The sequence below is a fragment of the Sporolactobacillus pectinivorans genome (assembly GCF_002802965.1).
Taxonomy (GTDB): domain Bacteria; phylum Bacillota; class Bacilli; order Bacillales; family Sporolactobacillaceae; genus Sporolactobacillus; species Sporolactobacillus pectinivorans.
The window spans coordinates 3,329,270-3,351,823 of record NZ_NXGA01000001.1 but is presented as its reverse complement, the minus strand read 5'-3'; the positions used below and the strand labels follow the sequence as shown (position 1 = coordinate 3,351,823).

17 protein-coding genes, 1 pseudogene and 1 riboswitch are annotated in these 22,554 nt (G+C 41.7%); of the genes and pseudogenes, 11 read left to right on the top strand and 7 right to left on the bottom strand.

Annotated features, from left to right (window positions below):
• Positions 1–315: 315 nt before the first annotated feature.
• Together COP04_RS16355 and COP04_RS16350 are read left to right on the top strand one after the other, a co-directional pair.
• Positions 316–1,307: pseudogene (locus tag COP04_RS16355) on the top strand (Gfo/Idh/MocA family protein).
• Positions 1,308–1,570: 263 nt separating this feature from the next.
• On the top strand, positions 1,571–3,466 hold the full coding sequence (locus tag COP04_RS16350; protein WP_100489001.1) for a PTS fructose transporter subunit IIABC: 1,896 nt from the start codon (positions 1,571–1,573) through the stop codon (positions 3,464–3,466).
• Between the two features lie 261 nt (positions 3,467–3,727).
• On the opposite strand, the gene COP04_RS19765 is transcribed toward COP04_RS16350, so the two are convergent.
• The gene (locus COP04_RS19765; RefSeq protein WP_157800351.1) at positions 3,728–3,871 is read right to left on the bottom strand and encodes a hypothetical protein; all 144 of its coding nucleotides are present in this window, start codon (positions 3,869–3,871) and stop codon (positions 3,728–3,730) included.
• A gap of 130 nt (positions 3,872–4,001) precedes the next feature.
• A complete protein-coding gene (locus COP04_RS16345) occupies positions 4,002–4,364 on the bottom strand; it encodes a winged helix-turn-helix transcriptional regulator (RefSeq protein ID WP_100489000.1) in 363 nt (120 codons plus the stop codon).
• Positions 4,365–4,500: 136 nt separating this feature from the next.
• Here COP04_RS16345 and COP04_RS16340 point away from each other — a divergent pair, with 136 nt between their 5' ends.
• The 4 genes from COP04_RS16340 (at position 4,501) to COP04_RS16325 (ending at position 9,395) form a co-directional block, all read left to right on the top strand.
• Positions 4,501–5,934, top strand: a complete 1,434-nt coding sequence (locus COP04_RS16340) for an MFS transporter (RefSeq protein ID WP_100488999.1) — start codon at positions 4,501–4,503, stop codon at positions 5,932–5,934.
• Between the two features lie 228 nt (positions 5,935–6,162).
• A riboswitch (adenosylcobalamin (AdoCbl) riboswitch) is annotated at positions 6,163–6,271 on the top strand.
• 84 nt (positions 6,272–6,355) lie between these two features.
• A complete protein-coding gene (locus COP04_RS16335; RefSeq protein ID WP_100488998.1) occupies positions 6,356–7,759 on the top strand; it encodes a prenyltransferase/squalene oxidase repeat-containing protein in 1,404 nt (467 codons plus the stop codon).
• Complete coding sequence (locus tag COP04_RS16330; protein WP_100488997.1) at positions 7,756–8,514, top strand: DUF4430 domain-containing protein; 759 nt, start codon at positions 7,756–7,758, stop codon at positions 8,512–8,514. The genes COP04_RS16335 and COP04_RS16330 overlap by 4 nt, the downstream gene beginning before the upstream one ends.
• Positions 8,515–8,807: 293 nt before the next feature.
• Positions 8,808–9,395, top strand: a complete 588-nt coding sequence (locus COP04_RS16325; protein ID WP_100489735.1) for a cob(I)yrinic acid a,c-diamide adenosyltransferase — start codon at positions 8,808–8,810, stop codon at positions 9,393–9,395.
• Between the two features lie 224 nt (positions 9,396–9,619).
• On the opposite strand, the gene COP04_RS16320 is transcribed toward COP04_RS16325, so the two are convergent.
• Positions 9,620–10,516 carry a pentapeptide repeat-containing protein gene (locus COP04_RS16320; RefSeq protein ID WP_100488996.1) on the bottom strand — a complete coding sequence of 299 codons (897 nt, stop codon included), beginning with the start codon at positions 10,514–10,516 and terminating at the stop codon, positions 9,620–9,622.
• 316 nt (positions 10,517–10,832) lie between these two features.
• Between COP04_RS16320 and COP04_RS16315 the strand changes: the two genes are divergently transcribed.
• Positions 10,833–12,800, top strand: a complete 1,968-nt coding sequence (locus COP04_RS16315; protein WP_100488995.1) for a methyl-accepting chemotaxis protein — start codon at positions 10,833–10,835, stop codon at positions 12,798–12,800.
• A gap of 426 nt (positions 12,801–13,226) precedes the next feature.
• On the opposite strand, the gene COP04_RS16310 is transcribed toward COP04_RS16315, so the two are convergent.
• A complete protein-coding gene (locus COP04_RS16310; protein ID WP_100489734.1) occupies positions 13,227–13,850 on the bottom strand; it encodes a DUF1796 family putative cysteine peptidase in 624 nt (207 codons plus the stop codon).
• 1,247 nt (positions 13,851–15,097) lie between these two features.
• Here COP04_RS16310 and COP04_RS16305 point away from each other — a divergent pair.
• Positions 15,098–16,087, top strand: a complete 990-nt coding sequence (locus COP04_RS16305; protein WP_100488994.1) for a polysaccharide biosynthesis protein — start codon at positions 15,098–15,100, stop codon at positions 16,085–16,087.
• Positions 16,088–16,489: 402 nt separating this feature from the next.
• Here COP04_RS16305 and COP04_RS16300 read toward each other — a convergent pair whose 3' ends face one another.
• Positions 16,490–17,530: a Rossmann-fold NAD(P)-binding domain-containing protein gene (locus tag COP04_RS16300; RefSeq protein WP_100488993.1), complete on the bottom strand. Its 1,041-nt coding sequence runs from the start codon at positions 17,528–17,530 to the stop codon at positions 16,490–16,492.
• A gap of 747 nt (positions 17,531–18,277) precedes the next feature.
• The gene (locus COP04_RS16290) at positions 18,278–18,466 is read right to left on the bottom strand and encodes a hypothetical protein (RefSeq protein WP_100488991.1); all 189 of its coding nucleotides are present in this window, start codon (positions 18,464–18,466) and stop codon (positions 18,278–18,280) included.
• Between the two features lie 257 nt (positions 18,467–18,723).
• On the opposite strand from COP04_RS16290, the gene COP04_RS16285 reads away from it, so the two are divergent.
• Positions 18,724–19,722 (top strand): NAD-dependent epimerase/dehydratase family protein, encoded by a 999-nt coding sequence (locus tag COP04_RS16285; protein ID WP_239984907.1) that lies wholly within the window; start codon positions 18,724–18,726, stop codon positions 19,720–19,722.
• Between the two features lie 292 nt (positions 19,723–20,014).
• Here COP04_RS16285 and rpiB read toward each other — a convergent pair whose 3' ends face one another.
• Positions 20,015–20,485, bottom strand: a complete 471-nt coding sequence (gene rpiB, locus COP04_RS16280) for a ribose 5-phosphate isomerase B (protein WP_100488990.1) — start codon at positions 20,483–20,485, stop codon at positions 20,015–20,017.
• Positions 20,486–20,728: 243 nt separating this feature from the next.
• Here rpiB and COP04_RS16275 point away from each other — a divergent pair, with 243 nt between their 5' ends.
• Together COP04_RS16275 and COP04_RS16270 are read left to right on the top strand one after the other, a co-directional pair.
• On the top strand, positions 20,729–21,619 hold the full coding sequence (locus COP04_RS16275) for a metal ABC transporter solute-binding protein (RefSeq protein ID WP_100488989.1): 891 nt from the start codon (positions 20,729–20,731) through the stop codon (positions 21,617–21,619).
• A 141-nt stretch (positions 21,620–21,760) separates the two neighbouring features.
• Positions 21,761–22,537 carry a metal ABC transporter ATP-binding protein gene (locus COP04_RS16270; protein ID WP_100488988.1) on the top strand — a complete coding sequence of 259 codons (777 nt, stop codon included), beginning with the start codon at positions 21,761–21,763 and terminating at the stop codon, positions 22,535–22,537.
• Positions 22,538–22,554 lie beyond the last annotated feature (17 nt).

The following is a 22,554-nucleotide window of genomic DNA, read 5'->3' as shown; positions in this document are numbered from 1 at the left end:
AATGGGAAAAGTCAGTACTTCGAGTGAATCAAGGTACTGGCTTTTTTGTTGTATTCAGAGGTTTTAATTTTGCTCAACCGCTTATGGGGCCACATGTTGCGATCATGTGGAAGCTTTAAGACGAATTTTCTTATTGACAAAAAAGATTCGAGTGATATATTAAAATAAGTTACATGGTAAATTTAATTGTTGAAATTATTTTCATTTTGAATAGCAGGGAGGTGAGGCTCTCAATCGTTCTTTCTTTAAAGATGGTGTATCGCAAATCGTCTAGGCTGACTCAGAAAAAAAACAATGAATGTGAGGATGAATAAAATGAAAACGTTTAACTGGGGAATGATTGGTACTGGATGGATCGCACATGAAATGGCTGACGCATTAAATGCCGTGAATGGAGAAATTTATGCTGTAGCCGATGTGAATGAAGCGGCTTTACAGGCATTCAGTCAGGAGAAAAAGGTGACGCACACCTTCTCAAATCCGGACGATTTGCTTAAAGATCCCAATGTCGATGTGGTCTATATTGCGACCCCGCATAATTTTCACTATGGCTATATTATGAAAGCGCTGCAGGCAAACAGCATGTTTTTGCTGAAAAAGCGATCACGGTCAATTCGCAACAGTTGAATAAAGTTAAGGAATTGGCTGCTCAAAAGGGATTGATTGTTACAGAGGGACTCACATTATTCCACATGCCGCTGTATAAAAGAGTCAAGCAGCTCGTTCAGTCCGGAGAACTCGGCGATGTCAATCTGGTACAGGTTAATTTTGGCAGCTTAAAAGATTACGATGTCAGGAATCGTTTCTTCAACAAAGACTTAGCCGGCGGCGCCTTATTAGATATTGGCGGATATGCCACAGCTTTTGTACGCTCATTCCTGAAAGCGCAGCCAACGAATATCCTGACCACCGTCAAATATTTTGAAACAGGGGTCGATGAACAATCAGGTATTATCTTAAAAAATCTGGATGATCAATTAGCGGTTATGTCCTTGTCGATGCGTGCGAAACAGCCGAAACGTGGGGTGATTTCAGGCACCAATGGATACATCGAAATATCAAACTATCCGCGGGCCACAAAAGCCGAGATTACCTATACGAAAGATGCACACACGGAATCACATGAAGTGCTGACCGCGGGAGATGAATCCCTTGCCCTGCAATACGAAGTTCAGGATATGCAAAGATATATTGAGCAAGGCCATGATGACGGTGAATTTGCCTTATCCGTAGATATCATGGACATATTGACTAACGTGCGGAACCAGTGGGGAATGAAGTACCCGTTTGATCATACGGATATTTAAAACGAAAGTGCAGCGCAGATCATCTTCAATAAAAGAAGAAGGAAACTTTCAAAGTGCAGCTCAATTCCTGTTGAAAAGCGGGTGCTGAGAAAGTCCATTAAAGGGACCGGTTGGTAGCGGTATTAAATGTAATCGGTTCCATAAATGGCTGTGTTCCGCGCTTGAAGGCCTTTCAAAGGAAACTGACCGACAGATGAACACCTCTGCACCAGTCTGAACAATTCGATGACGATGTCCTATAGAACATGAGGGGTGAGTACAAAATGAAAATTACCAATCTGATGATTGAGCGCGCAATGGTGATGGATATGCAGGCGACAACAAAAGAAGAAGCCATTGACGAACTCGTCGCCAGCCTGGAGAAGAATGGGAGGATCAATGATCCAAAGCTCTTCAAAGAAATGATTCTGAAAAGAGAGGCAGAATCGAGTACCGGAATCGATAACGGCATTGCCATGCCGCATGCGAAAACCAAAGCGGTTAACGAGGCAACTGTTGTGTTCGGACGCAGCAGGAAGGGTATTGATTACAAAGCGCTTGACTGCAAACCTTCTTATCTCTTCTTTATGATTGCCGCACCGGAGGGGGCAGCCAATGTGCATTTGCAAACGTTGGCCGCGCTTTCACGATTGCTGATTGATCAGAAGTTTGTCGCTAAAGTGAAGCAAGCTGAGACACCTGCAGAGGTTGCTCAGTTATTTGACGACGAGCAGGCTGAAAAAGAAGAAAGGGAAAAGAAAGAAGCTTCCCAACCGGCTTCGAAAGTGACGGATAATGAGAGATTTGTTGTTGCCGTAACCGCATGCCCGACAGGGATCGCGCATACCTATATGGCAGAAGATGCGCTAAAGAAAAAAGCTGTGGAGATGGGCGTTTCGATCCGAGTCGAAACGAATGGGTCTGAAGGTGCAAAGCATGTGCTTACACGCGACGAAATTGCACGCGCGGCCGGAGTCATTGTTGCGGCTGATAAAAAAGTTGAAATGGCCCGCTTTGACGGTAAGAAGGTACTGCAGACACCGGTCAGTGACGGTATCCGCAAGCCTGAAGAACTGATCACTAAAGCGCTTCACGGACAGGCGCCGATATACCATGCGGAAAGCGGTCTGGACTTATCCGGGACAGAAAGCACAAACAGTGTCTGGAACAGGATCTATAAGGACCTGATGAACGGCATTTCTCATATGCTTCCCTTTGTTGTGGGCGGTGGTATTTTGCTTGCCATCTCCTTCATGTTTGAACACTTGGGCAAGAACAATCCAATTTTCCAAATGCTGAGCACGGTTGCCGGCGGCCAAACTGGTGCCTTCCACTTCCTGATTGCGATTCTGGCCGGTTATATCGCCGTCAGCATCGGCGACCGCCCGGCATTAATGCCCGGTGTTGTCGGAGGATTTATGGCCTACTCATCGAACGCCGGATTTCTTGGCGGCCTTGCCGCCGGATTTCTGGCCGGATGGGTTATTATCCTCCTGAGAAAAGTATTCTCCGGACTTCCCAAAACACTCAACGGCCTGAAACCGATTCTGCTTTTTCCGGTGTTTGGCCTGCTGATTACCGGCGGGCTCATGTATTACATTCTCGACCCAATTTTTACATGGATTAATACGGGCCTGATCGGTGCGCTGAGTCATCTTGGCACTGGGAACGCCATACTGCTTGGACTTGTTCTTGGTGGGATGCAGGCTGTTGACATGGGCGGCCCTGTCAACAAAGCCGCCTATACTTTTGCGATCGGCGTATTTACCAGCGGTGCACCAAACGGCGGGCTAATGATGGCTGCTGTCATGGCTGGCGGAATGGTGCCCCCACTGGCAATAGCGCTTGCTACTACATTTTTCAAAAATAAGTTTACTGATGATGAAAAAAAAGCAGGGATCACGAACTATGTTCTTGGGTTATCGTTTATTACCGAAGGCGCTATTCCGTTCGCCGCCTCCGATCCTCTGCGGATTATCTGCTCAAGCATTATCGGTTCGGCAACCGCGGGCGCTCTGACGCAATTATGGAAAGTCAACATTCCGGCGCCGCACGGCGGTATCTTTGTGGTTGCCCTGAGCAATCAGCCATTTTTGTTCATCGCCGCTATTCTGATTGGTGCCGTGATCGCCGGACTGATTATCGGCTTCTGGAAAAAGCCTCTTGAGAAAGCCTCTTGAGAAGCGGGAAGAACTGTCACAGCGCGTCACAGATTAATAAGATATTCTCGTGAAGATGAAAATGAAAGCGCATCAATAACGGATCTCCACCAAATAAGTCGTATTAAACCCTCAAAAATACGCCTGATGGAAGTAACTTTTCTATGCTTAACGGGGATTCCTTCATAAATAATCATATTCTCCCATAATAATAGGGACATGGGACATGCAGACAGTTATCCCCCTCACAACATAGCAAGTCGGAGTATGTAAAATAGATATTTAGGCAAGGATTATTAACCGGTTAATGACCGGTTTTTTGTTGCGCCTGGCATGGGCGACAACTTGGCAGTGAAAGTCCACTACAAGCTTGGCAATATAATCATTCAATCCGTGCGCCATGGAGGCGAATTGTTCTTTACCCACTCCTTTTATGTGACTTCGTCATTTCCGTGATATTCAAACCTGAGCTTTAAGCAAAATGTTTCATCTCTTTATGATTAATTAAAGCAACTAAGATTAAAATAACTCATATAAAATGTTTGTTGAGGCTAATTCACTTATGACCATGACGCTGTAAAAGAACAATATTTTTCCCCTCGGACTCTAGATAATCTATATGATGTTCTCCCCACAAACATAATTTATTTAAAATAGCTGTTAAACTTTTCCCATAATCATTCAAGTTATATTCGACTTTTGGAGGAACTTGTCTGTATACCTTTCGATCAATTATACCTGAAGTTTCTAATTCTCTTAACTGTTTCGTTAGCATTTTTTGAGAAATTTCTGGAATTAATCTTTTCAATTCTCCAGTACGTTTTGCCCCTGTAGTTAAGTGGCATAATATTACTGCTTTCCACTTACCGCCAATTACTTCTAGAGATGCTTCCATTCCAATATTGTATACTTTTTTCATATTCTATAACACCCCTTTTTATTACATATGTAACCTAAAGGTATCTATATAACTTTAAAATCCCTACTTGCTAATATTTACTCCACAAACAATACTATATACATTATCAAATAAAGTAAAGGAGTAATTATACGCTATGCAAAACGAGAGAATACGAAGTGATAACCTGTTAAATAGTGTTAATGGAAAAGTCTACAACAAAACTATTGTATTTGTCTTACTCATGGCCAATTTTACTCTTGCAGTAGATTTTTCGGTTCTAAATGTAGCTCTGCCTACAATAGGGAAAGACGTTGGCTTCTCATTGGAACACCTCCAGTGGATTGCAACCGTTTATTCATTGTGTGCAGCAGGATTTACGCTGTTCTTTGGCAGAATTGCTGATTTATTTGGAAGAAAACGCTTATTTCTGATTGGGATTACTCTTCTTGGGCTATCGTCATTAGCTGGTGGTTTAGCTGAAGAACCTGTACTCCTTTTAATTGCTCGAGCTTCTCAAGGGCTTGCTACAGCAATAGTAACTCCTGCTGCACTGTCTCTTATGACGACTTCTTTTCCTGAAGGACCACAACGTGATCGTGTACTGGGGTGGAATGGGGCATTAATGGCAGCAGGTTTTACTACGGGAGCTATTCTGGGCGGTATCCTCACCTCTGTTCTCAGTTGGCGCTGGGCATTTTTTATTAATGTTTTTGTTGCCATTGCTGTGATTTTAATCGCTCCTTTTGTACTTAAAGAAAGTAAACTAAATTATCGACCCAAAGTCGATTTTCTAGGTGCAATCACAGTTACTGCTGGTTTATTGGCTATTGTTTATGGGTTTACGACTGCTGGAACAACATCCTGGTCCGATCGTTCCGCCTGGGGTTCGCTAATAATAGGTGCAGTCTTACTTTTGATGTTCTGGTTCACCGAAAAATATACGCCTCAACCCCTTGTGCCTATCTCAATCCTGAAGCAGGGAAATATTGTATGGGGAAACTTTACAGGTTTGCTTGCATTTATAACTGAAACTTCACTTGTCTTCCTCTTAACTCTTTATCTTCAAGATGTTCTGGGTTATACACCCTTATCCGCTGGACTTTCACTGACGGCTTTGGGAGTGGGTACAATAATTGGAGGAGTCATTGGACCCAGAATTATCAATTTAATCGGTGCTAAGCATGCGATTATAGTAGCCTTTGTTGTTCAGGCAGCAGCTACATTTCCTCTTGTTTTTTTAAATGTAGGATCTGGTTGGCTTATTTTATTGCTTGTGGTTACTTTTATTGGCGGGGTTGCCAATCTAGCAGCAATTGTAGGTTTTATGGTTACAGCGACATCAGGATTACCAGATCATGAACAGGGTCTAGCTACGGGTCTGGCTACGATGAGTCAGCAAATTGGGATAACGATGGGGATTCCAATTATGTCAGCGATAGCAACTGCCCGAATGAATATTCTTGGTCATCAGACAAAGATGACAATACTTTCAGGTATAAGTCTAGCAATAGTAATTAACACAGCACTTTGTATACTCACGGCGCTTTTAATAGCTCTATTTCTAAGAAGCAAGAGTCAAGATAATTAAAACACATATAGTCCATATGATTAGCCATTCTTTGTATGGCTCTGCTGATTTCTGAGATTAATCACGAAAGTGCAGATACTTAAATAGATCCATAAGAATGGAATGTTAATTAAAAATTGAATTGTGATGACTCCCATATTATCATTTATCGTTGGGCGGGGATGAGATTCTGCTGCACGCAAAATGGCTTGTAAAATCATTATTGATGATATATGCTTTATGAGCAATCAAAAAATGAACATGAGTTGTAAAGGATGGAATCAGGTGAAATTCCTGAACGATCCCGTCACGGTAAAGTCCGATCTTTCCTTTACAATCGTTAATGATCAAACCACTTGCGGTAGACAGGTCAGGGAATAAGCCTCCATTTTCTATTGAGTGGAGGCTTTATTTATAACTTCATTAAGGAGAGCACGCGAAAATGAAACGTTTAACAGCTATTATATTAGCCTTCTTTATAGCCATTCTGCTGCCTTTCACAGCTTCAGCCGCACCATCTGATGATTTTGAAACACATCTGACCAGTTTGGAAAATCATGTCCAGTCCGGACAATTGGCTCAATCTTTGCAGGCGGCTCAGTCCGGACAGCCTGACGACTGGGCTGCTATTGCACTGGCGCGGGATGGGGCGCTGAATCAGGAGAATCAGGCTGCCTATCTGGGCAAGCTTCGCTCAGAGACAAATCTGTCGGGAACTGCATTGGAAAAAGTCATCATCGCTCTCAAGGCTCTGAAACAGGACCCAACCGATTTCAACGGCAGAAATCTGATCAGTGAACTGGGCAGAGATACTTCAGTGAACACCCCTTCTGCCGATATTTATGCGTTGATCGCGTTCGATAAATATGAAGACAGGCTCCCCGCCGGTGCAGTAAACACCCCCGCCAGTCTGATTCAGAAAATACTATCCCAGGCCGATCAGGATGGAGGCTGGGGCTATGCGGGACCACCTGCTGACGTGGATACCACCGGTGCCGCTCTGGCCGCTCTTGCTCCGTATCAGAATCAGGCGGACGTGAAAGAGGCGATTAACAAAGCAGTCGAATATCTTGCCAGTATCGAATTACCCGATGGCGGATTTTCCAACTATGGCGAAAGCTCAGATTCAACAGCCGAAGCGGTCATTGGTTTGACTTCCGTTGGCATTGATCCGACAGTCGGAAAATTTGATAAAGACGGCAAAAATCCGCTGAACAATCTCTACACATACCAGTCCGGGGATGGCTATGTGTGGCAGAAGGGGGATACGGAAGATCCAATGACAAACGACGAAGTGCTTGAAGCATTTGTCGCGTACAAAGCGTTTCTCTCCGGGGGAAAATTGTTTGTGTTCCCTGTTGCAGCATCTTCAACCCCTGCCGTGAAAACTCCGGTGCCGGTAAAGATTCTGCCAACGTCCCAATCGTCAGGACCCGGTAAAAAAACGTCAACAAAAAAATCGGTAGTCCAAATCGTGCCTAAATCCAGTCACCCGGCTGCAAATCAGAAAACATTGCCAATCCAGAAAATACCTTCGGTTCAGCATACGACTTCGACTGTTCTTGTCTCCACAGCTGCGTCCCATCCTGCCGCAGAGAAAACTAAGAACAGTCCTGTTTCAAAAACGAAAGTATCGAACAATCGACCTAAAACACACAAATCGGTAAAGAAACATAAAACTTCGCAACAGGCTCAGGCTGCCGGAAGTAAAAAGGATCATCTACAAACTAAAGCAGCACAAAGCACAGTTGTAAATCCCATAATTCTGATTAGCGGAACAATCGTTACCGCTCTCGGTGCATCAGCGCTGATTTTTAGAAAGGCTATCTGGAGACGCAGAGCATGAAAAAAATACTTCTTACCCTTGTTCTTCCTATACTTGCGATTGTTATCGGAATCGGACTGGTCATCGGCAGTTTTCAGGTTCAGGCCAAAAAGGTCGCGACGCATCCATCCGTCGCTGTCCAAACCTATTCGTCCGGATCATCTGCATCGACTGATCACAAGAATAACGGTAATCAGTCAATGCAAAAAGTTGTGAAAAAAGAGAAACAGTCAGGTCAGAGTTTATCAGCTGCCGGTTCAAAGAAGGTAAGTCAAACACAAAGCAGTGCTAAATCCTCATCAAGCATGTCTTCAGGCAAGAGCAGTACGTCACAGAGTGTAGCGACAAATACTGTTGCTAAAGCTGAAAAGGTTGCTGCTAAGAATAATCACGCTGCTCAAAAAAATAATCAGTCAGGAACAAGTCAACAAACAGCATCATCGAGTTCTTCGTCGAGCTCTGCCGCCGGGCAGCAAACAGTTTCCATTACCATACAGGGTCTGAACGGTTTTAATACGCAAGGCCCCGTTACTTATCGATCCAATGACAGTGTATTTTCCGAGCTGCAGCGATTCACTGAAGCAAAGCATATTGAGCTCAGTTATTACGGCTTCGGCAGTTCAATTTATGTTAGCAGCATTAACAATCAGGAAGCCGGCCAGACATCTCCCGCCAGCGGATGGATGTACACCGTAAACGGAAAAGCCCCCAACATCAGCGCCGGTGCATATCACGTACAGCCCAATGACGCGATTAACTGGTATTATTCAAAATAAAGATCAGTTATTTTTAAATTTTCCGGAGAAAGCGGCAATAGTTCGGGCATATAGGGTAGCTACTGCTTGTTTAGCAGAGCGGTATGAATCTATTTTAATACTACTATTTGGCATAGTGGCTACAGTATTTTCAAGTTCATTGACCACATTAATCGGTGTTAGACGACAGCCCCGAATAATCTTTATCCTCAAAAAATGTTGGACATTTGATTTATACTACTTTTATGGAGGTATGACTGATCATGCGGGAAGTTTTTTTAAGCGCCGACACTGACAGGAAAGGGGAGAGGCTCATGAAGATTTATACAGGCCACGGTGATCTTGGCAAAACAAATACATTGAGCGGTGCGCGTCCGTCTAAGAGCAGCCCGCTTATTGAGCTGAACGGAAGTATCGACGAGGTTTCTGCATCAATCGGTTATCTGTCTTCGCTGATCAATAAATCTTTAGGCGGGAGAAACAATCTGGAATACGCAAAGGCTGAACTGAAGAACCTGAATTGGATTCAGAATGCGCTTTATCATATTGGAATTGAAATCAGTTCAGATTTTTCAAAAATTTATATCGACAAAAATGTTGTTCAATCACTTGAGTCGAAAATCGACCGGCTGGATCAGCGTATGGATCCGTTGACCGAATTTATCCTATACAGCGGTACGGCTCCGGCAAGTTACGCTCAAATGACACGTGCGATCGTCCGCCGCTGCGAGCGGGATTACGTGACGCTTCTGAATGGCCTGAATGCAGAGGTTCCGCAAAGTTATATTTTTATGAACCGTCTTTCGGACTATTTTTTCGTCCTGGCCCGGTATCTGAATAAATGTGCCGGTAAGAAAGAAGAGACCGTAACCAAGTGGAAGCAGATTGATCGTAGCGAATGATGAGCCGGCCTCAGGCTGAAAGCAGCAAAACCCTTCAAGGCTTTACCGTGCTCTCGACGGAAGCAACACCTAAAGCGGGCAACCATGCCTGAGACATGAATCTTAAATATTTAGAGCAGAAGCAGGAAGAGGTTTTCCCCTTCCTGCTTCTATTTATGGCCCTTGATCGGTAAAACCCGAATAATTTTATGCGGGGATCATCAACTGATTTGATGGATTGGGTGTTACTTTTCAGTTCTTTTATTTATTTTTTTACCAAAAACAGACCAATGTGTTGGGTGAGAAAGCAAGTGCGGCAATTTAGTGTGTGCATCGCCCTTCGCCGAGCTAATCTGTGCTTGAGTGAGGAAGATACTCTCGGTGAGATCGGCTCCTCGAAGGTCAGCGTCTCGTAAATCAGCACCGATAAAGTCGGCTGCTCTCAAATCGGCGTCCCGGAGGTCAGCGGCAATCAGATACGCTCCTCTTAAGTTGGTTCCTCCGAGATCAGCTCCTCTAAGATTTGCACCCATCAGATCAGCACCTTGACGATTGATTCTCTTCCTTTTTTTATCACTTTTATGCTGTGACTCCGCCCATGCTCGTTCACTTGTTCTTAGAAGCAGAACGTTTACATTTGCTCGGTGAGAGGGAACATCCAGTTCCATGAGTGCTTCGGGATCAAGTTGAGACAGTCGTTCCGTTTCATCAAGTGCGAGGCGTAGCTCTCCCTGAATCGGAAGAGACGTTTTCAACATAAGAGCCTCAGTCAGATACCAGAGCATCTCATGGAGCTGTAACATAATTGGAAACACATGGTACATTTTCCTTGCCGTGGCTGCATCTTCATGCCAGTCCGTTCCTCCAAAAGTGACTTGAGAAACTTTTTGCCCTGCACCGAAGCAGTCAAAAGCGGTGCACCCTTTAAATCCCTGCTGTCTGAGGTTTTTATGAATGCTGCAGCGGAAGTCTGATCGCAGATTGGGGCATGACTTGCCGGCATCTTTTTCGATCGCAAAATCTGCTGAAGCTGCGAAGGGTAGGGCAACACAGCACAAACCAAAGCAGCTCTCGCAGTCAGGGCGCAGACTGGTGCGGTGAATATCACGTCTTGCATTTGGATCATCGTAGTTCTCAGACAATAAGTGCAGCCCCTTTATTTTGATATTATTCCGATATGGTATGAGTTCAGAAGATGATAGTAAAGCATCTAATTAAAATAATAGCAGATAATCTGCCGCCTAGAAAATTAAGTTGTTAATTTATTGCAGTATAAGACGGGACTTCAATGAAAAGATCATATTTTATGATAAGGAAAAATTTAGAATCCGATATTAAACATAATTTATAAAACACCGATGAAAAAAAGAGGAAATTTTGTCGAATTTTGACGGTTCTAACTGATTGTTTAACCCCCCTATTAAAAAAATATTAAGTAGACGAGGAGCAGTATTCTAAATGGTCGAAAAAAAACATGGGCGCGTTCAGTTGCAATTAAAATTTGTTCTAATTACCATAGCTGTTTTACTTGTTATTGTTCCTACAGGTATTGTCGGAACTTTTTCTTATCTTAGTGCCAAGAATCAGATGATGACAAGTGTTAATGGGAATGCTATCAATAGCATTAAAATTCTAAGTGAAGACATTAATCAGACAATGGGGGAGCAGGCGGTTCGTCTTAATTATCTGGCGGATACTATTAATTCTTCCAATATAAAGAGCAGCCTTGTGTACAGTTTATTAAACAACCAATACCATAGTACAAACATGACAGAAAATATTTCAGCAGCCGATAATAGTGGCTATAACGTAAACGGAAATGGACAGAAAGCGCCTAAAGGGTTTGATCCGCGGAAACGCCCCTGGTTTCAACTGGCAATTGCGCATCCAGGAAAAGTTGTTCTTACAGAGCCTTATATATCCGCTGTCAGCAGACAATACGTCGTATCACTGGCAAGAACAACAAAAGACGGTCAGGGTGTTGTTAACTTAACGATAAATATAAACTCGCTGCAGAATATCGTTAAAGGAGTGCGTATTGGAAAAACAGGATATACCAGTTTGTATAGCGCTAAGGCTGTTGCACTTGTAAGCAATTTAGTGAAAACGGGAAAAGTAGCGCCGAATAAATATCTTTTCAAAAAAAACAGCGGTTCTTACTTTTCTAACCAGCTGGGTGTTCCCCGCCAGATTAATTTTATACATAATAACTTTACAGGCTGGATCCTTATTGGTAACGTATCGGAAGCGGAAATCAATTCGGATTTATCTGGTATTCTGATTCAAACAGTGATTGTTTGCTTAATTATGGCGATATTAGGCGTTCTCATTGCTCTATTAGCTGTTCGTAAGATCATCAGCCCAATAAAGAAAATATTAGAAGTTTCTTCATATGTCGTGAACAAAGACTTAACGCACAAAGTGAAAGTCGGAAGCTTCGTAGAATTTGAGCGCCTTGGCGAAGGATTTAATAAGATGATTGAAGAATTACGCCATGTTCTCAATATTGTCAGTGATAAGGCAGGAACGCTCGCTGCTTCATCTGAAGAACTGACAGCTTCGACAGAAGAAAGTAAAGCAACAATAGATGAAATTGCTCAATCCATTCAGCAGATGGCTATCGGGGCAAATGATTCTTATAAGGAGACAGGATCAACCGCTGCTTCCACTGATTCGATTCAAAATCAGATTGAACTCATTGATGGAAATGCCGATAAGCTGCATCGCGTTTCCGATGATGCCATGGGTAAAGTAGAACTTGGAAAAAAGACATTAAAACAAACGACCAATCAAATCCGGATTATAGACGAAAAACAAGAAGAGGCATTAAGGACGATTGAAGAATTTGCAAATCAAGTAGCAAGCATTGAAGAAATGAATAAGCTAATTGACGATATCGCTGCACAAACGCAGCTTCTTTCGCTGAATGCAGCGATTGAAGCTGCGCGGGCTGGCGAAGAGGGACGCGGATTTGCTGTCGTTGCTGATGAGATTCGAAAGCTTGCCGAACAGTCTGCTGATTCAACAAAAAAGATTTCAGAAGTGGTCAATTTGTTGCAAATACACAGCAGGAAATCTGTGGAATCGATGCAAAATGGTAGTCTTGAGATAAATAAGGGTCTCGAATCAGTAAATAAAACCGCGGACTCTTTCGAAAACATTGCCGTTTCAATGAACAGTGTCTCAAAAGAGATTCTGCAAATGACGCAAGCGATCAAAATGATAGCTCAGGAAACCGGACAGGTTGACACCGCCGTTAAGAACATTAATGAAGCAGCTTCAAAAGTAAATAGTGAATCACAAAATGCTTCCGCAGCTACTGAGGAGCAATCTGCGTCTATGGAAGAAATAGCCAGCAATGCAACGACTCTGTCGGAAATGGCTGAGGAACTCAATCAAATTGTTTCATCTTTTAAAACTAAGTAATGTATGTTTTGTTCATTAAGCGTTTCTGCAATAAATACTGTTGCTGTGCTGAATTAACTGCGACAGGGAATTGATTGTTATTCGTTATCCTAATGAAGGACACCCTTTTATTTGGCAGTGTTTTCTAGACAAATTCACTATACCAAATGTAGGGTGTCTTTCTGTTTTGTTGGCTGTCTGTTTGCTTTTCGTTCCATGCGCTCGCTGTTCCCGCAGGAGTTTCACAGCTTCCGCTCAAACAAAGGAGCAAAATCGACGTTGAGTTTAAACATAGCCATTTTATTAAGAACCTTAGTTCGTCTGCTCCGTCCTGTGTGAGATCAAATGATCACCTTGATTTTCGCTCTGCAGAAGTTGAGTCATTATTTGTTTTCAGAATAGAATTCTTTCATTTGTGCCCTGACAAAGGACTGGCGCCCAAAACGCTCATTTAATATGAACATCTTTTAAAACCCGGTCCCATAGATCGTTATTCCCTTCCCACTTTTCGATATTAGGGAACTCCAGAGAACAAACCTTTTTAAGCGGCCAGTTTTTGACCACTATATCGTTAACATTCGTATGATTGATAACAAGGATGCGGAAATCACCTTTCACCAATTCAGATAATGTCTCCTCCAATGCCTTAACCTCATCAAATGTCCCTTCAGTTCTAACAAAAAGTATCCGTTTACTTGTCTCTAGCTTATTTAGAAACCTGTTAATTCGGCGATCAAATTTTGCTTTAACCTCTGGGTAAGTCGCTAATTGAGTTAGTGTATTTCTGGTTGTATCAAAGTCATGATTAGACATAATATTGTACTGATCATCTGCTACCAACAGATTTTGTTCATTTGCATAGCCTCTGATCGACACATTTGATAACTCCATAAATCCCTGAAACCTATTTTTAAGAAGTCTATTAACTTCATAAAGAAATGGTGATCCCATCCAATCGATGACACCGGCAAAGGGGCGTAAATTATGCTTTCTTAATTGAATACTTGCCAGACACAAATCGCCTAAGCTAAAAATAGCATCATAATTTCCATTTATCGTTTTAAGATCCATGGTCCTCATCCTCCTTATTTCCTCTTTAGCTGGTTGATCCGTTTTAACTTTCCAAAATCGTTTGATCCAAGAAAATATTTTTGAGAACCAGTTTAATAACTTGTTGTTAAATATCAGCAAATTAGTTCGTATCATTAGTTTTATCCTTTCCTGCTTCTCATTTGTCTGTTCATAGATTTTTATTAATTTCTTGCAGCCCTTTTTTGAGGACAATGGCTTATCCCTCATTTTTCTGCAAATGGATCTTAGTGTTTCTCTTAGCTCGTCGCTACCTAATAAAAACTAGATGAATATAGATATTATCCTCGCCATGTCCTAATAAATCGGCCTTACATTCTAACTTTTCTAGATTTTTTTTGACTGGATCGTGGATTCTCAAACCCCCACACATGGAACAGCTCCATATGTGGCAAGCAGTATATTCAAAGGTTAATCATCCCGCTTTCGTTGTATATTTTAATTTATTATTCAATCGTGTGTTTGGTTTGGATGGTTGACCTGAGAATTAAAATATCCCTTTTTACCTTTTAGCATGGTATTGTAGAATCTGAAGGAAGACGGAGGCCAATTCCCGACACCATCAACCCTCAGCGACTGATGGCTTATCTTGAGCGTTTCGTTTCAGACACGATCATTCTCAAAATTAATGGAACACTTTCCCCGCACTTTTCTCAGAGAGAGGTGCGGTGCTTTGTCTGAAGTCAATATAATGCTTGAGTGTGATCATTGATTAGATGAAAAAACAGGCAGCCCTCTCATGAGACCATGGACAATAAGTATCAGACCGTTTTTTTCAGGAATTCCTTCGAAGGTTTCAAAGCCAGTTCATGTATCTGAGTCGAGCTGTGCGGTAAAAGAGCGGTTTAATCAGTTTACTCCACCTGAGTCTGTTTCCCCTTCCGAAAACTTCATTCTTATGTAGCAATTTCTTCTTAACTAAAGCCAGCGAAGAGATTCGCCGCCGATCATTCGGTGACTTTTTAAACGCTCTCTAAAGAATTTAATCTAAGTTAAAGAGACTGCCTATGACAACTAAAGGAGCAATGCATACATTATAGAAGTTGGAGGTTGTTCAAATAAGTAACGCTATTCATTTATAAGACGGCTGGAGGATTCAAATTAATATAATTTTTTTTACGAAAGTATTTTAAACAAACAATAGGATTCGGGTCGAAGTTTATTTATTCTTTTGTATTTTTAAAGATGTATTCAGCTTATCGTAACTTAGAATATAGGAGGCATTAGACTTGTTGAATAATCAGATCATCCTTGTAACGGGTGGTACAGGTTCATGGGGATACGAGTTAATTAATCAATTGTTAGATAAAAAGCCAAAGGAAATTAGAATATTTTCCAGAAATGAAGCCAATCAATTTACAATGAAGCAAATGTTTGATCATAATCCTAAATTACGTTTTATTATTGGAGATATTAGAGAAAAAGAGGCTTTAATTGGAGCGTGCCAAGATGTTGATTATATTTTTCATCTGGCAGCATTAAAACATGTCCCTGTTTGTGAAGAACAGCCTATGGAGGCATTAAAGACCAATGTTATAGGAACTCAAAATGTAATTGAAGCAGCTATTCAGTCTGGCGTGAAAAAAGTGGTATATATTTCGACTGATAAAGCCTCTGATCCATTGAATTTTTATGGATTTTCAAAAGCAATGGGTGAGAGGTTAATTATTCATGCTAATACATTGAGTACTCATACAAAGTTTGTATGTATCCGGGGTGGAAATGTATTAGGAACAAGCGGAAGCGTTATACATGTTTTTAAAAGACAGATTCAGGAAAAACAGAAGATAGGTATTACGGACCCAAACATGACACGTTTCTTTCTGTCTGTACAGGACGCAATTAAACTTGTTCTAGAGGCCACTTATGAAAGTATTGGGGGAGAAATTTTTGTTATGAAAATGCCCTCCTGTAAAATTATTGATCTTGCACAGGCATTGATAGCAGCCTCTGGAGAAAAAAATATTGAATTTGATATTCTTGGAATTCGTCCCGGGGAAAAAATTCATGAGCTGCTCCTTTCTGCAAATGAAAGTATGAAAACAATTATTTATGATCAAGAATACTTTGTTATCTTGCCAACCATTCATATAGATGGGTTAATGGAACATTACGCTAAATATCCCGCGGTAAAAATAGGAAATTACAGTTCTGAAAAAGGACTAATGAGTAAGGATGAAATCAAAGAGATGTTAAAAAAAGGCGGATTCATTAAATAAAGTTGTTGATCGTAGGAGAAGAGCATTTTCGGACAAAATTTTTTGGCGATGGCTAACACCATTTTGGTTTGATCCAGATCTACATGGCCTTCAAGAGAACCAGCGAAACAGGTGATTGTTTTCAACTTTCCTGTCATGAACCTGTAGAGACGCCTAAGGGCTTATCTACCTTTTTCCATGTTCTTTTATGATTGAATTTTATTTACATTCCGGGGTAAAATCTCTATAAAGAAAACTAGGTTCAGTATATTGTTTATTTCCTTATAGGCTATGTTAAAGTTCAACGTTGGTTTTGCCACTTTGTTTACTGGAGCGAAAAGCAACAGATTAGTTTAACGAAGCCTTCTTTTAAAAGGTGTGGTTCTTTTGTACACTACTGCGAAGTAATAAGCTGACATTTCCTTACCCTGAATGATCGCTTAATTGTTTTGATATTTCCGTGATCTTTATCTTTTCCTCTTGAGAATAATGGGACTCGCTCTTAACTCCTCCTAATCCATCTGCGATACCTACAATTTGAGTGGGTTCCATCACTTTATCTACAATAATATCGCCTATATTGCCGATAATACCCCCTGAAACTAAATGATAGCCGTTATCTTGATACTCTATGCGACCCATTACATGTGTAAAAAATGATTCTACTTCATTGCTTAGAAAGAGTAAATAATAGAGAAAAGCAATCCGGACATCTAATCTATAGCAAGTGATTCCTTTTTCCAAAGCTCCTTTAATAAATGCGGATTTAAAATTATTGATACCTCCGTCGATGACTAACGAGTCCTCACTCAATATCGGCAAATACTCCTCTCCAATGATTGCTTCAGCAGATAAAAAAGAAACTATTATGTTGTACTTTTGTTTTGGCTTATTGATTGCTTGTATTGGTTTAGAGAATTTAGGAAGAATTAAATTTAAAGATTCAGTAATTTGAGCTGTCTTTTGATAGCTTCTACTGTGCAAATGCACAATTGCCTGTCTTTCAGCGAGTCTTAAAGCTATTTTAGTACTTAAATTTCCAGACCCAATGACTAGCACGGACTTATTTTCCAATTCATCATTATAATGATGCCTTATGAACAGATCACAGGATTCTATAGTGGCATCATTGGGTTTACAGGTAATAACTTTAGATGTTTTTATGATTCGTCTTGCTTCACGAATAAGGGATATATCCTGTTTTTCCTCAATATCAATTAATATATAGTCGACTTGACCGTCCAGAGCGAACAGGCAATCTCTCGCCTGTTCTATTTTCGTTACCAAAAAATTTATTGCAGTAAAGCCCATTGCAGCTCTTCTTGGTAACGTACGTAATCCATTTGATTTTCTAGCCGTCATACTAATAATCCCGACTGATTTGTCGTTAATGCCTTTTAGATATTCCAATTCTTTCTTGATCAGTTGAATATTATCAATCATATTTTTAGAAATCATCTCCATTGCGATCTTTTTTCTTCATCCATGTTTGCTTATTTGTTTTAAGAAAAATTTGCTTTCCAAATTTGTTTATCAGGCAATGAGCAAGCAAATAAAATGATGATTAAGAATAAATATAAATAGTCACTTCAATCATATTCAAGATGTGGGCTTTTTGTGACTCTCCTGGAGGAAAATCGAACAAATCCAGATTATTGAAATGAAAAAACGTATTGTTGAAAAGGGGTGATAAGGATATACGATTTAACTTGGAAAAGCGTAGCGAAGGCCTGCCGCGCCGATCATTTCTCGTCGGTCACTGTTAGTGAGTACAAATAGACGAATGTTTTACATTGCCGGTTTGGTTGGCTTTTCATCTTTCTTTTGATTTGGGAGACGCATTCACACTATCCGGTTATGATCAGTACTGCCGGTTGTCTGGTTGGGGAATAAAAGATAGTCAGGGATGTTTCATAAAGAAAATTCTTGAGTTTGAATCGAATCATGATCTGTTCATATGGACTACATATTTCGCGTTTATTGGGCTCCTGATCTACTGGAAGCCATGTCATGAAGCGTTGCTTTTGCGGCGCAGAAGATGTCTTTTCAGATGTGTGGTTACTCGGTCTTTCGCAGACCCGGAATTTCCAGTGATAGAGGAACAAGCGAATAAAGTGGGCAAAAGAAAGAGAAAAAATATAAAAGCGATAAAACCCAATCATAGAACCGTTCCTGGTGCACATTGCACCGGAATTTCTACTGTACATGTCTTCAATGAAGACGATCCAGTTTTTCACTGATTTCGGACAGTTTCCTCAATAGTTCTTCATGCTGTTTCTTTGCTACCTTGGGCTGCACGGAAAAGAAGATGATCCCTTTAATAACGAAATAAAGGAGCGCCAGTAGCAACGCAAACATGACAAGCTGAAAAATCATTGTTCCCAGACTGAATACTTGCATATGAATCACCTGTCTTTTAATTTGTTGAGTCAATTATAGGTGAATAAGGAATAAAAATACAGTATATTTTATGAACAGCAAATGTCCTTGAGAAAATATTGTTCGTTCACGTTCCTGATCGTTGTGATGCGTCATATATTTCTCTGCATTCCTCTTTCTGTCTAATCCACAATGCTACTGCTCATGGTAAAAAAAATACAATACATGTAACAATCTTTGATCAAAAATCGTTTAAACAGACAAATAGAGGCGGGAAGGTGATCCACATCAACATACTGATTCTGGGCGGAACGGTCTTTTTGGGCAGACATCTTGGAGAGATTGCTAGAGAAAGGGGCCATTCTGTCACATTATTCAATCGCGGGAATCATCCTGACATCGCTCCTGATATCGAACAGCTGCATGGAGATCGCGATGGGGATCTGAAGGCGGTGCAGAATAGAGCTTGGGATGCGGTCATTGACACGTCAGGCTACGTTCCAAGGATTGTCCGCAAATCAGCCAAGCTGTTTGCGCAATCAACCGATCATTATACGTTTATATCCAGCATTTCTGTTTATAAAGATTTCAGTAAATCCAGACTCAATGAAACAACAGGTGTAAGCAAGTTGGAAGATGAATCGGTTGAAGAGGTTACTGGCGATACATACGGCCCGCTCAAGGCGCTTTGTGAATCCGCCGTTAAGGAGGAATTACCAGGCCGATCGCTTATTGTCCGTCCTGGTTTAATCGTGGGACCGTATGATCCGACTGACCGTTTTACTTACTGGCCATGGCGTGTGATGAAGGGAGGAAAGATACTGGCACCCGGAGATCCGGAGGCATCTATTCAATGGATCGACGTCCGGGATCTCGCTTCATGGATTCTCGAAATGACCGAAAGAAAGCAAGCAGGCACATACCATGCAACAGGCCCGGCAGAATCGCTCACTTTGAGAACTTTTTTGAAGTCATGTGCGGCAACGCTGAACCCCAAGGTACAGTTTCAATGGGCCGAAGAAGGTTTTCTTCTTGATCAGGGTGTTGACTATTGGACAGAGATGCCGCTTTGGATACCAAAAAAAGTCAATATGAAAGGATTTTTATCTGTAGACAACAGTAAAGCGATTCAAGCGGGGCTATCATTTCGCCCTGTTCAAGAAACGATCCGGGATACAGCTGAATGGGTGAAATCGCGACCGTCAAATGCTGATTGGAAAGCAGGGATGTCGGCTGAACGTGAGCGCGAACTATTGGAGAAAATAAGAGAGAAGTAAGAAGTGAGGTCGTGGTGAGTATAGTAAACCAGCTAATATCTTTTTAAAGTTTTGCTATTGGAGCCTGTTCAAAAGGTGACTTTTCGAACGCCCTCTATTATAAAAAAACATGTTGAGCTAAAAGTATGCAGGACAAATAACTCCCCCCATCAGGGGATTATTTGCCGATTACGTCTTTTTTAATGTTAACGACGACTTTCTTTCATATGAAAACCGGAGTGAAACAGCATTCACACATGCTGCTGTTCACTCCGGTCTTTTTAAAAACAGTATTGGTAGATCTCTGCAATTTTCAGATTTCCGAAAGCTTTTTCAAATGCTTTTCCGAGATGGCCTGTACTTTTTTTACGCGGCGGACATATTTATCAACGTCTGTTATCGGATCGGTATGCATCCAGACATCGACAATTTCGAGAGCAATCCCTGAGCCGATAATTTTCCCGCCAATACAGAGGACATTGCTGTCCGTGTGCTGACGGGCCAGTTTCGCGCAGAATGGATCCTGGCAGACTGCCGCGGTCAAACCGTAAATACGGTTCGCGATCAGAGCGCTGCCATAGCCGACGCCATCAACGAAAATACCCCGGTCTGCTTCTCCCTTGGCGACTGCAAGCGACGCAGGATAGACGTAATCCGATAAATCGCACGATTCTTTGCTGTCCGTGCCAAAATCAATGACTTCATGTCCTTCTTTTTCAAGCCACGCTTTGATTTCACCTTTCAGTTCAAAACCGGCGTGGTCACTGGCCATAGCTATTTTCATTGTCGATTCCTCCAATTAGTTTAAATTGCAGATAGAAAAAACTTCATATCACCCTAAACTTATAGCTTTGGCCGGCCGCAGTCAAGACAGAACGTTGGGATGCTTTTCCAAGTCCCTTCTTGACAAAGTAAAACGTAACGTTTACTATCTATAATTGCAGGAGCTAAATAGTAACTGTTACGATTTAAACTGGCCAATTACATATTTTGGAGGTTCTCTGGAAATAAGACCAACAGCTTTTGTTTGCCGCTCCGTTTTTTTATTTGGGTCATTATTTTATTAATCGGCACGCTTGCTGGCTGCAGTCAATCAGGTTCAGGCGGAACCAGTAATAACTCCAGAATCAATGTAGTTGCTGCCGAGGATTTTTACGGAGAGATGATTAAAGCGGTGGGGGGAAATCATGTGAACGTGATTTCGGTAATTAACAAACCGAGAATGGATCCTCATGACTATGAGCCGACAACTGGAATTGCCATGTCTGTTAGCCAGGCTAAAGTGGTTCTCTATAATGGCATCGGTTATGAAGGCTGGATGGACAAACTGGTGTCAAATAACAAGGATCAGACGCTCATTCGTGTCGGCGAGGATCTTCCAGGCAAAAAGAATGAGGACAACGAACATCTCTGGTATCAGCCGGAAACAATGCCGAAACTTGCAAACTATTTGGCTGGCAAACTTGCAAAAATTGATCCGAAGCATACTGCTGAATACAAGAAAAACCCTGAAAAATATATTGCTGAAGTCAAATCTGTGAAAGACGAGATTGCTCAGCTCAGCAAGAAGTCAGCCGGTAAACTGGTTGATGTCTCCGAACCCGTTTTTGATTATACGCTCGACGCGTTGGGTTACAAAGTAGCCAATAATCACTTTGAAATTACGGTGGAGAATGAATTGGACCCATCACCAAGAGATATCGAAAACATGCAAAAGGATATCAAAGAGAAACGGTTTGCTTTCTTCGTCAGCAATATTCAGGAAATCAGCCCGACTGTGAAAAAAATGATGGCCCTGGCCGGCCAATATGGAATGCCCGTCGTCAAAGTGACTGAAACCTTGCCATCAGGAAAAGATTATAAAACCTGGATGATGGATCAACTGAAGCAGATTGAAACGGCGCAGAACAATCACTGAAGTCGTTTCTTGCGGTGAGAATAAAGATTGCTTGACAAAACAAATCGAAATTATTACTATTTATCAATGTGACGCACTGTTTAGTCTCAGACATTATTTGGTCGGTTTTACATATAGTTTGCGAGATAGGGAGGTTTTCTAATGCTTCGTCAAATCCAAGTGAGTCATCTTCAGGTCAGCTTTAATGGTGAGGAAGTGCTGCAGGATCTTTCTTTCGATGTATCTGCAGGTGAAATGTTTGCCATCATTGGACCCAATGGGGCTGGAAAATCAACGCTGCTGAAATCTATCCTTGGATTGATCCGTCCCCAAGGCGGGAAAATATCGCTCGCGACCGACGGTAAGAAAGCTGTCGTCGGTTATGTGCCGCAATCGCGAGTCATTGATGAAGATACACCGATCAGTGCGAGAGATTTTGTTTCCCTCGGACAGATATCTGGATTTTTTCCATGGCCGTCCAGACAGGAAAGAAGAACATTAAAGGAAATAATGACCTTTACCGATACGGAACGATTTGCGAGAAAACCGATCGGCAGATTATCAGGCGGAGAGCGCCAGCGGACGTTTCTGGCGCAGGCACTCGTTCGTCGTCCGAATTTGCTGCTTTTGGATGAATCGACGGCAAATCTTGATCCGAATGCTCAGGCCCGGATGATGGAACTCGTGAAAAGAGCGGCACAGGACTGGGGTGTCACAGTTATTTTTATCAGCCATGACCTTGAGCAGGTCAGCAAGTATGCAGATCGTATTCTGCTCATGTCCCGCGGTTTTTATAAGACTGGCGATGCGCGTACAATACTTGATGACCAGATGGTTCTGAAAAATGCCTATCAATCTATTTCTGCTGACAGCGCGGGTATCCCTTATCAAGAAGAACCCTCTTCCTCTGAACTGCCGCTTTCAGCTTCTTATAAATAAAAAGAATTTCAAAGAAC

Bases quoted from the DNA above. Each gene is read 5' to 3' on its own strand.
- COP04_RS16310 (WP_100489734.1), bottom strand. From the start codon at position 13,850: ATGGATCTTAAAACGATAAATGGAAATTATGATGCTATTTTTAGCTTA.
- COP04_RS16290 (WP_100488991.1), bottom strand. From the start codon at position 18,466: ATGCAAGTATTCAGTCTGGGAACAATGATTTTTCAGCTTGTCATGTTT.
- COP04_RS16350 (WP_100489001.1), top strand. From the start codon at position 1,571: ATGAAAATTACCAATCTGATGATTGAGCGCGCAATGGTGATGGATATG.
- COP04_RS16315 (WP_100488995.1), top strand. From the start codon at position 10,833: ATGGTCGAAAAAAAACATGGGCGCGTTCAGTTGCAATTAAAATTTGTT.
- COP04_RS16335 (WP_100488998.1), top strand. From the start codon at position 6,356: ATGAAACGTTTAACAGCTATTATATTAGCCTTCTTTATAGCCATTCTG.
- COP04_RS16330 (WP_100488997.1), top strand. From the start codon at position 7,756: ATGAAAAAAATACTTCTTACCCTTGTTCTTCCTATACTTGCGATTGTT.
- COP04_RS16325 (WP_100489735.1), top strand. From the start codon at position 8,808: ATGAAGATTTATACAGGCCACGGTGATCTTGGCAAAACAAATACATTG.
- COP04_RS16270 (WP_100488988.1), top strand. From the start codon at position 21,761: ATGCTTCGTCAAATCCAAGTGAGTCATCTTCAGGTCAGCTTTAATGGT.
- COP04_RS16300 (WP_100488993.1), bottom strand. From the start codon at position 17,530: ATGGAGATGATTTCTAAAAATATGATTGATAATATTCAACTGATCAAG.
- COP04_RS16345 (WP_100489000.1), bottom strand. From the start codon at position 4,364: ATGAAAAAAGTATACAATATTGGAATGGAAGCATCTCTAGAAGTAATT.
- rpiB (WP_100488990.1), bottom strand. From the start codon at position 20,485: ATGAAAATAGCTATGGCCAGTGACCACGCCGGTTTTGAACTGAAAGGT.
- COP04_RS16340 (WP_100488999.1), top strand. From the start codon at position 4,501: ATGCAAAACGAGAGAATACGAAGTGATAACCTGTTAAATAGTGTTAAT.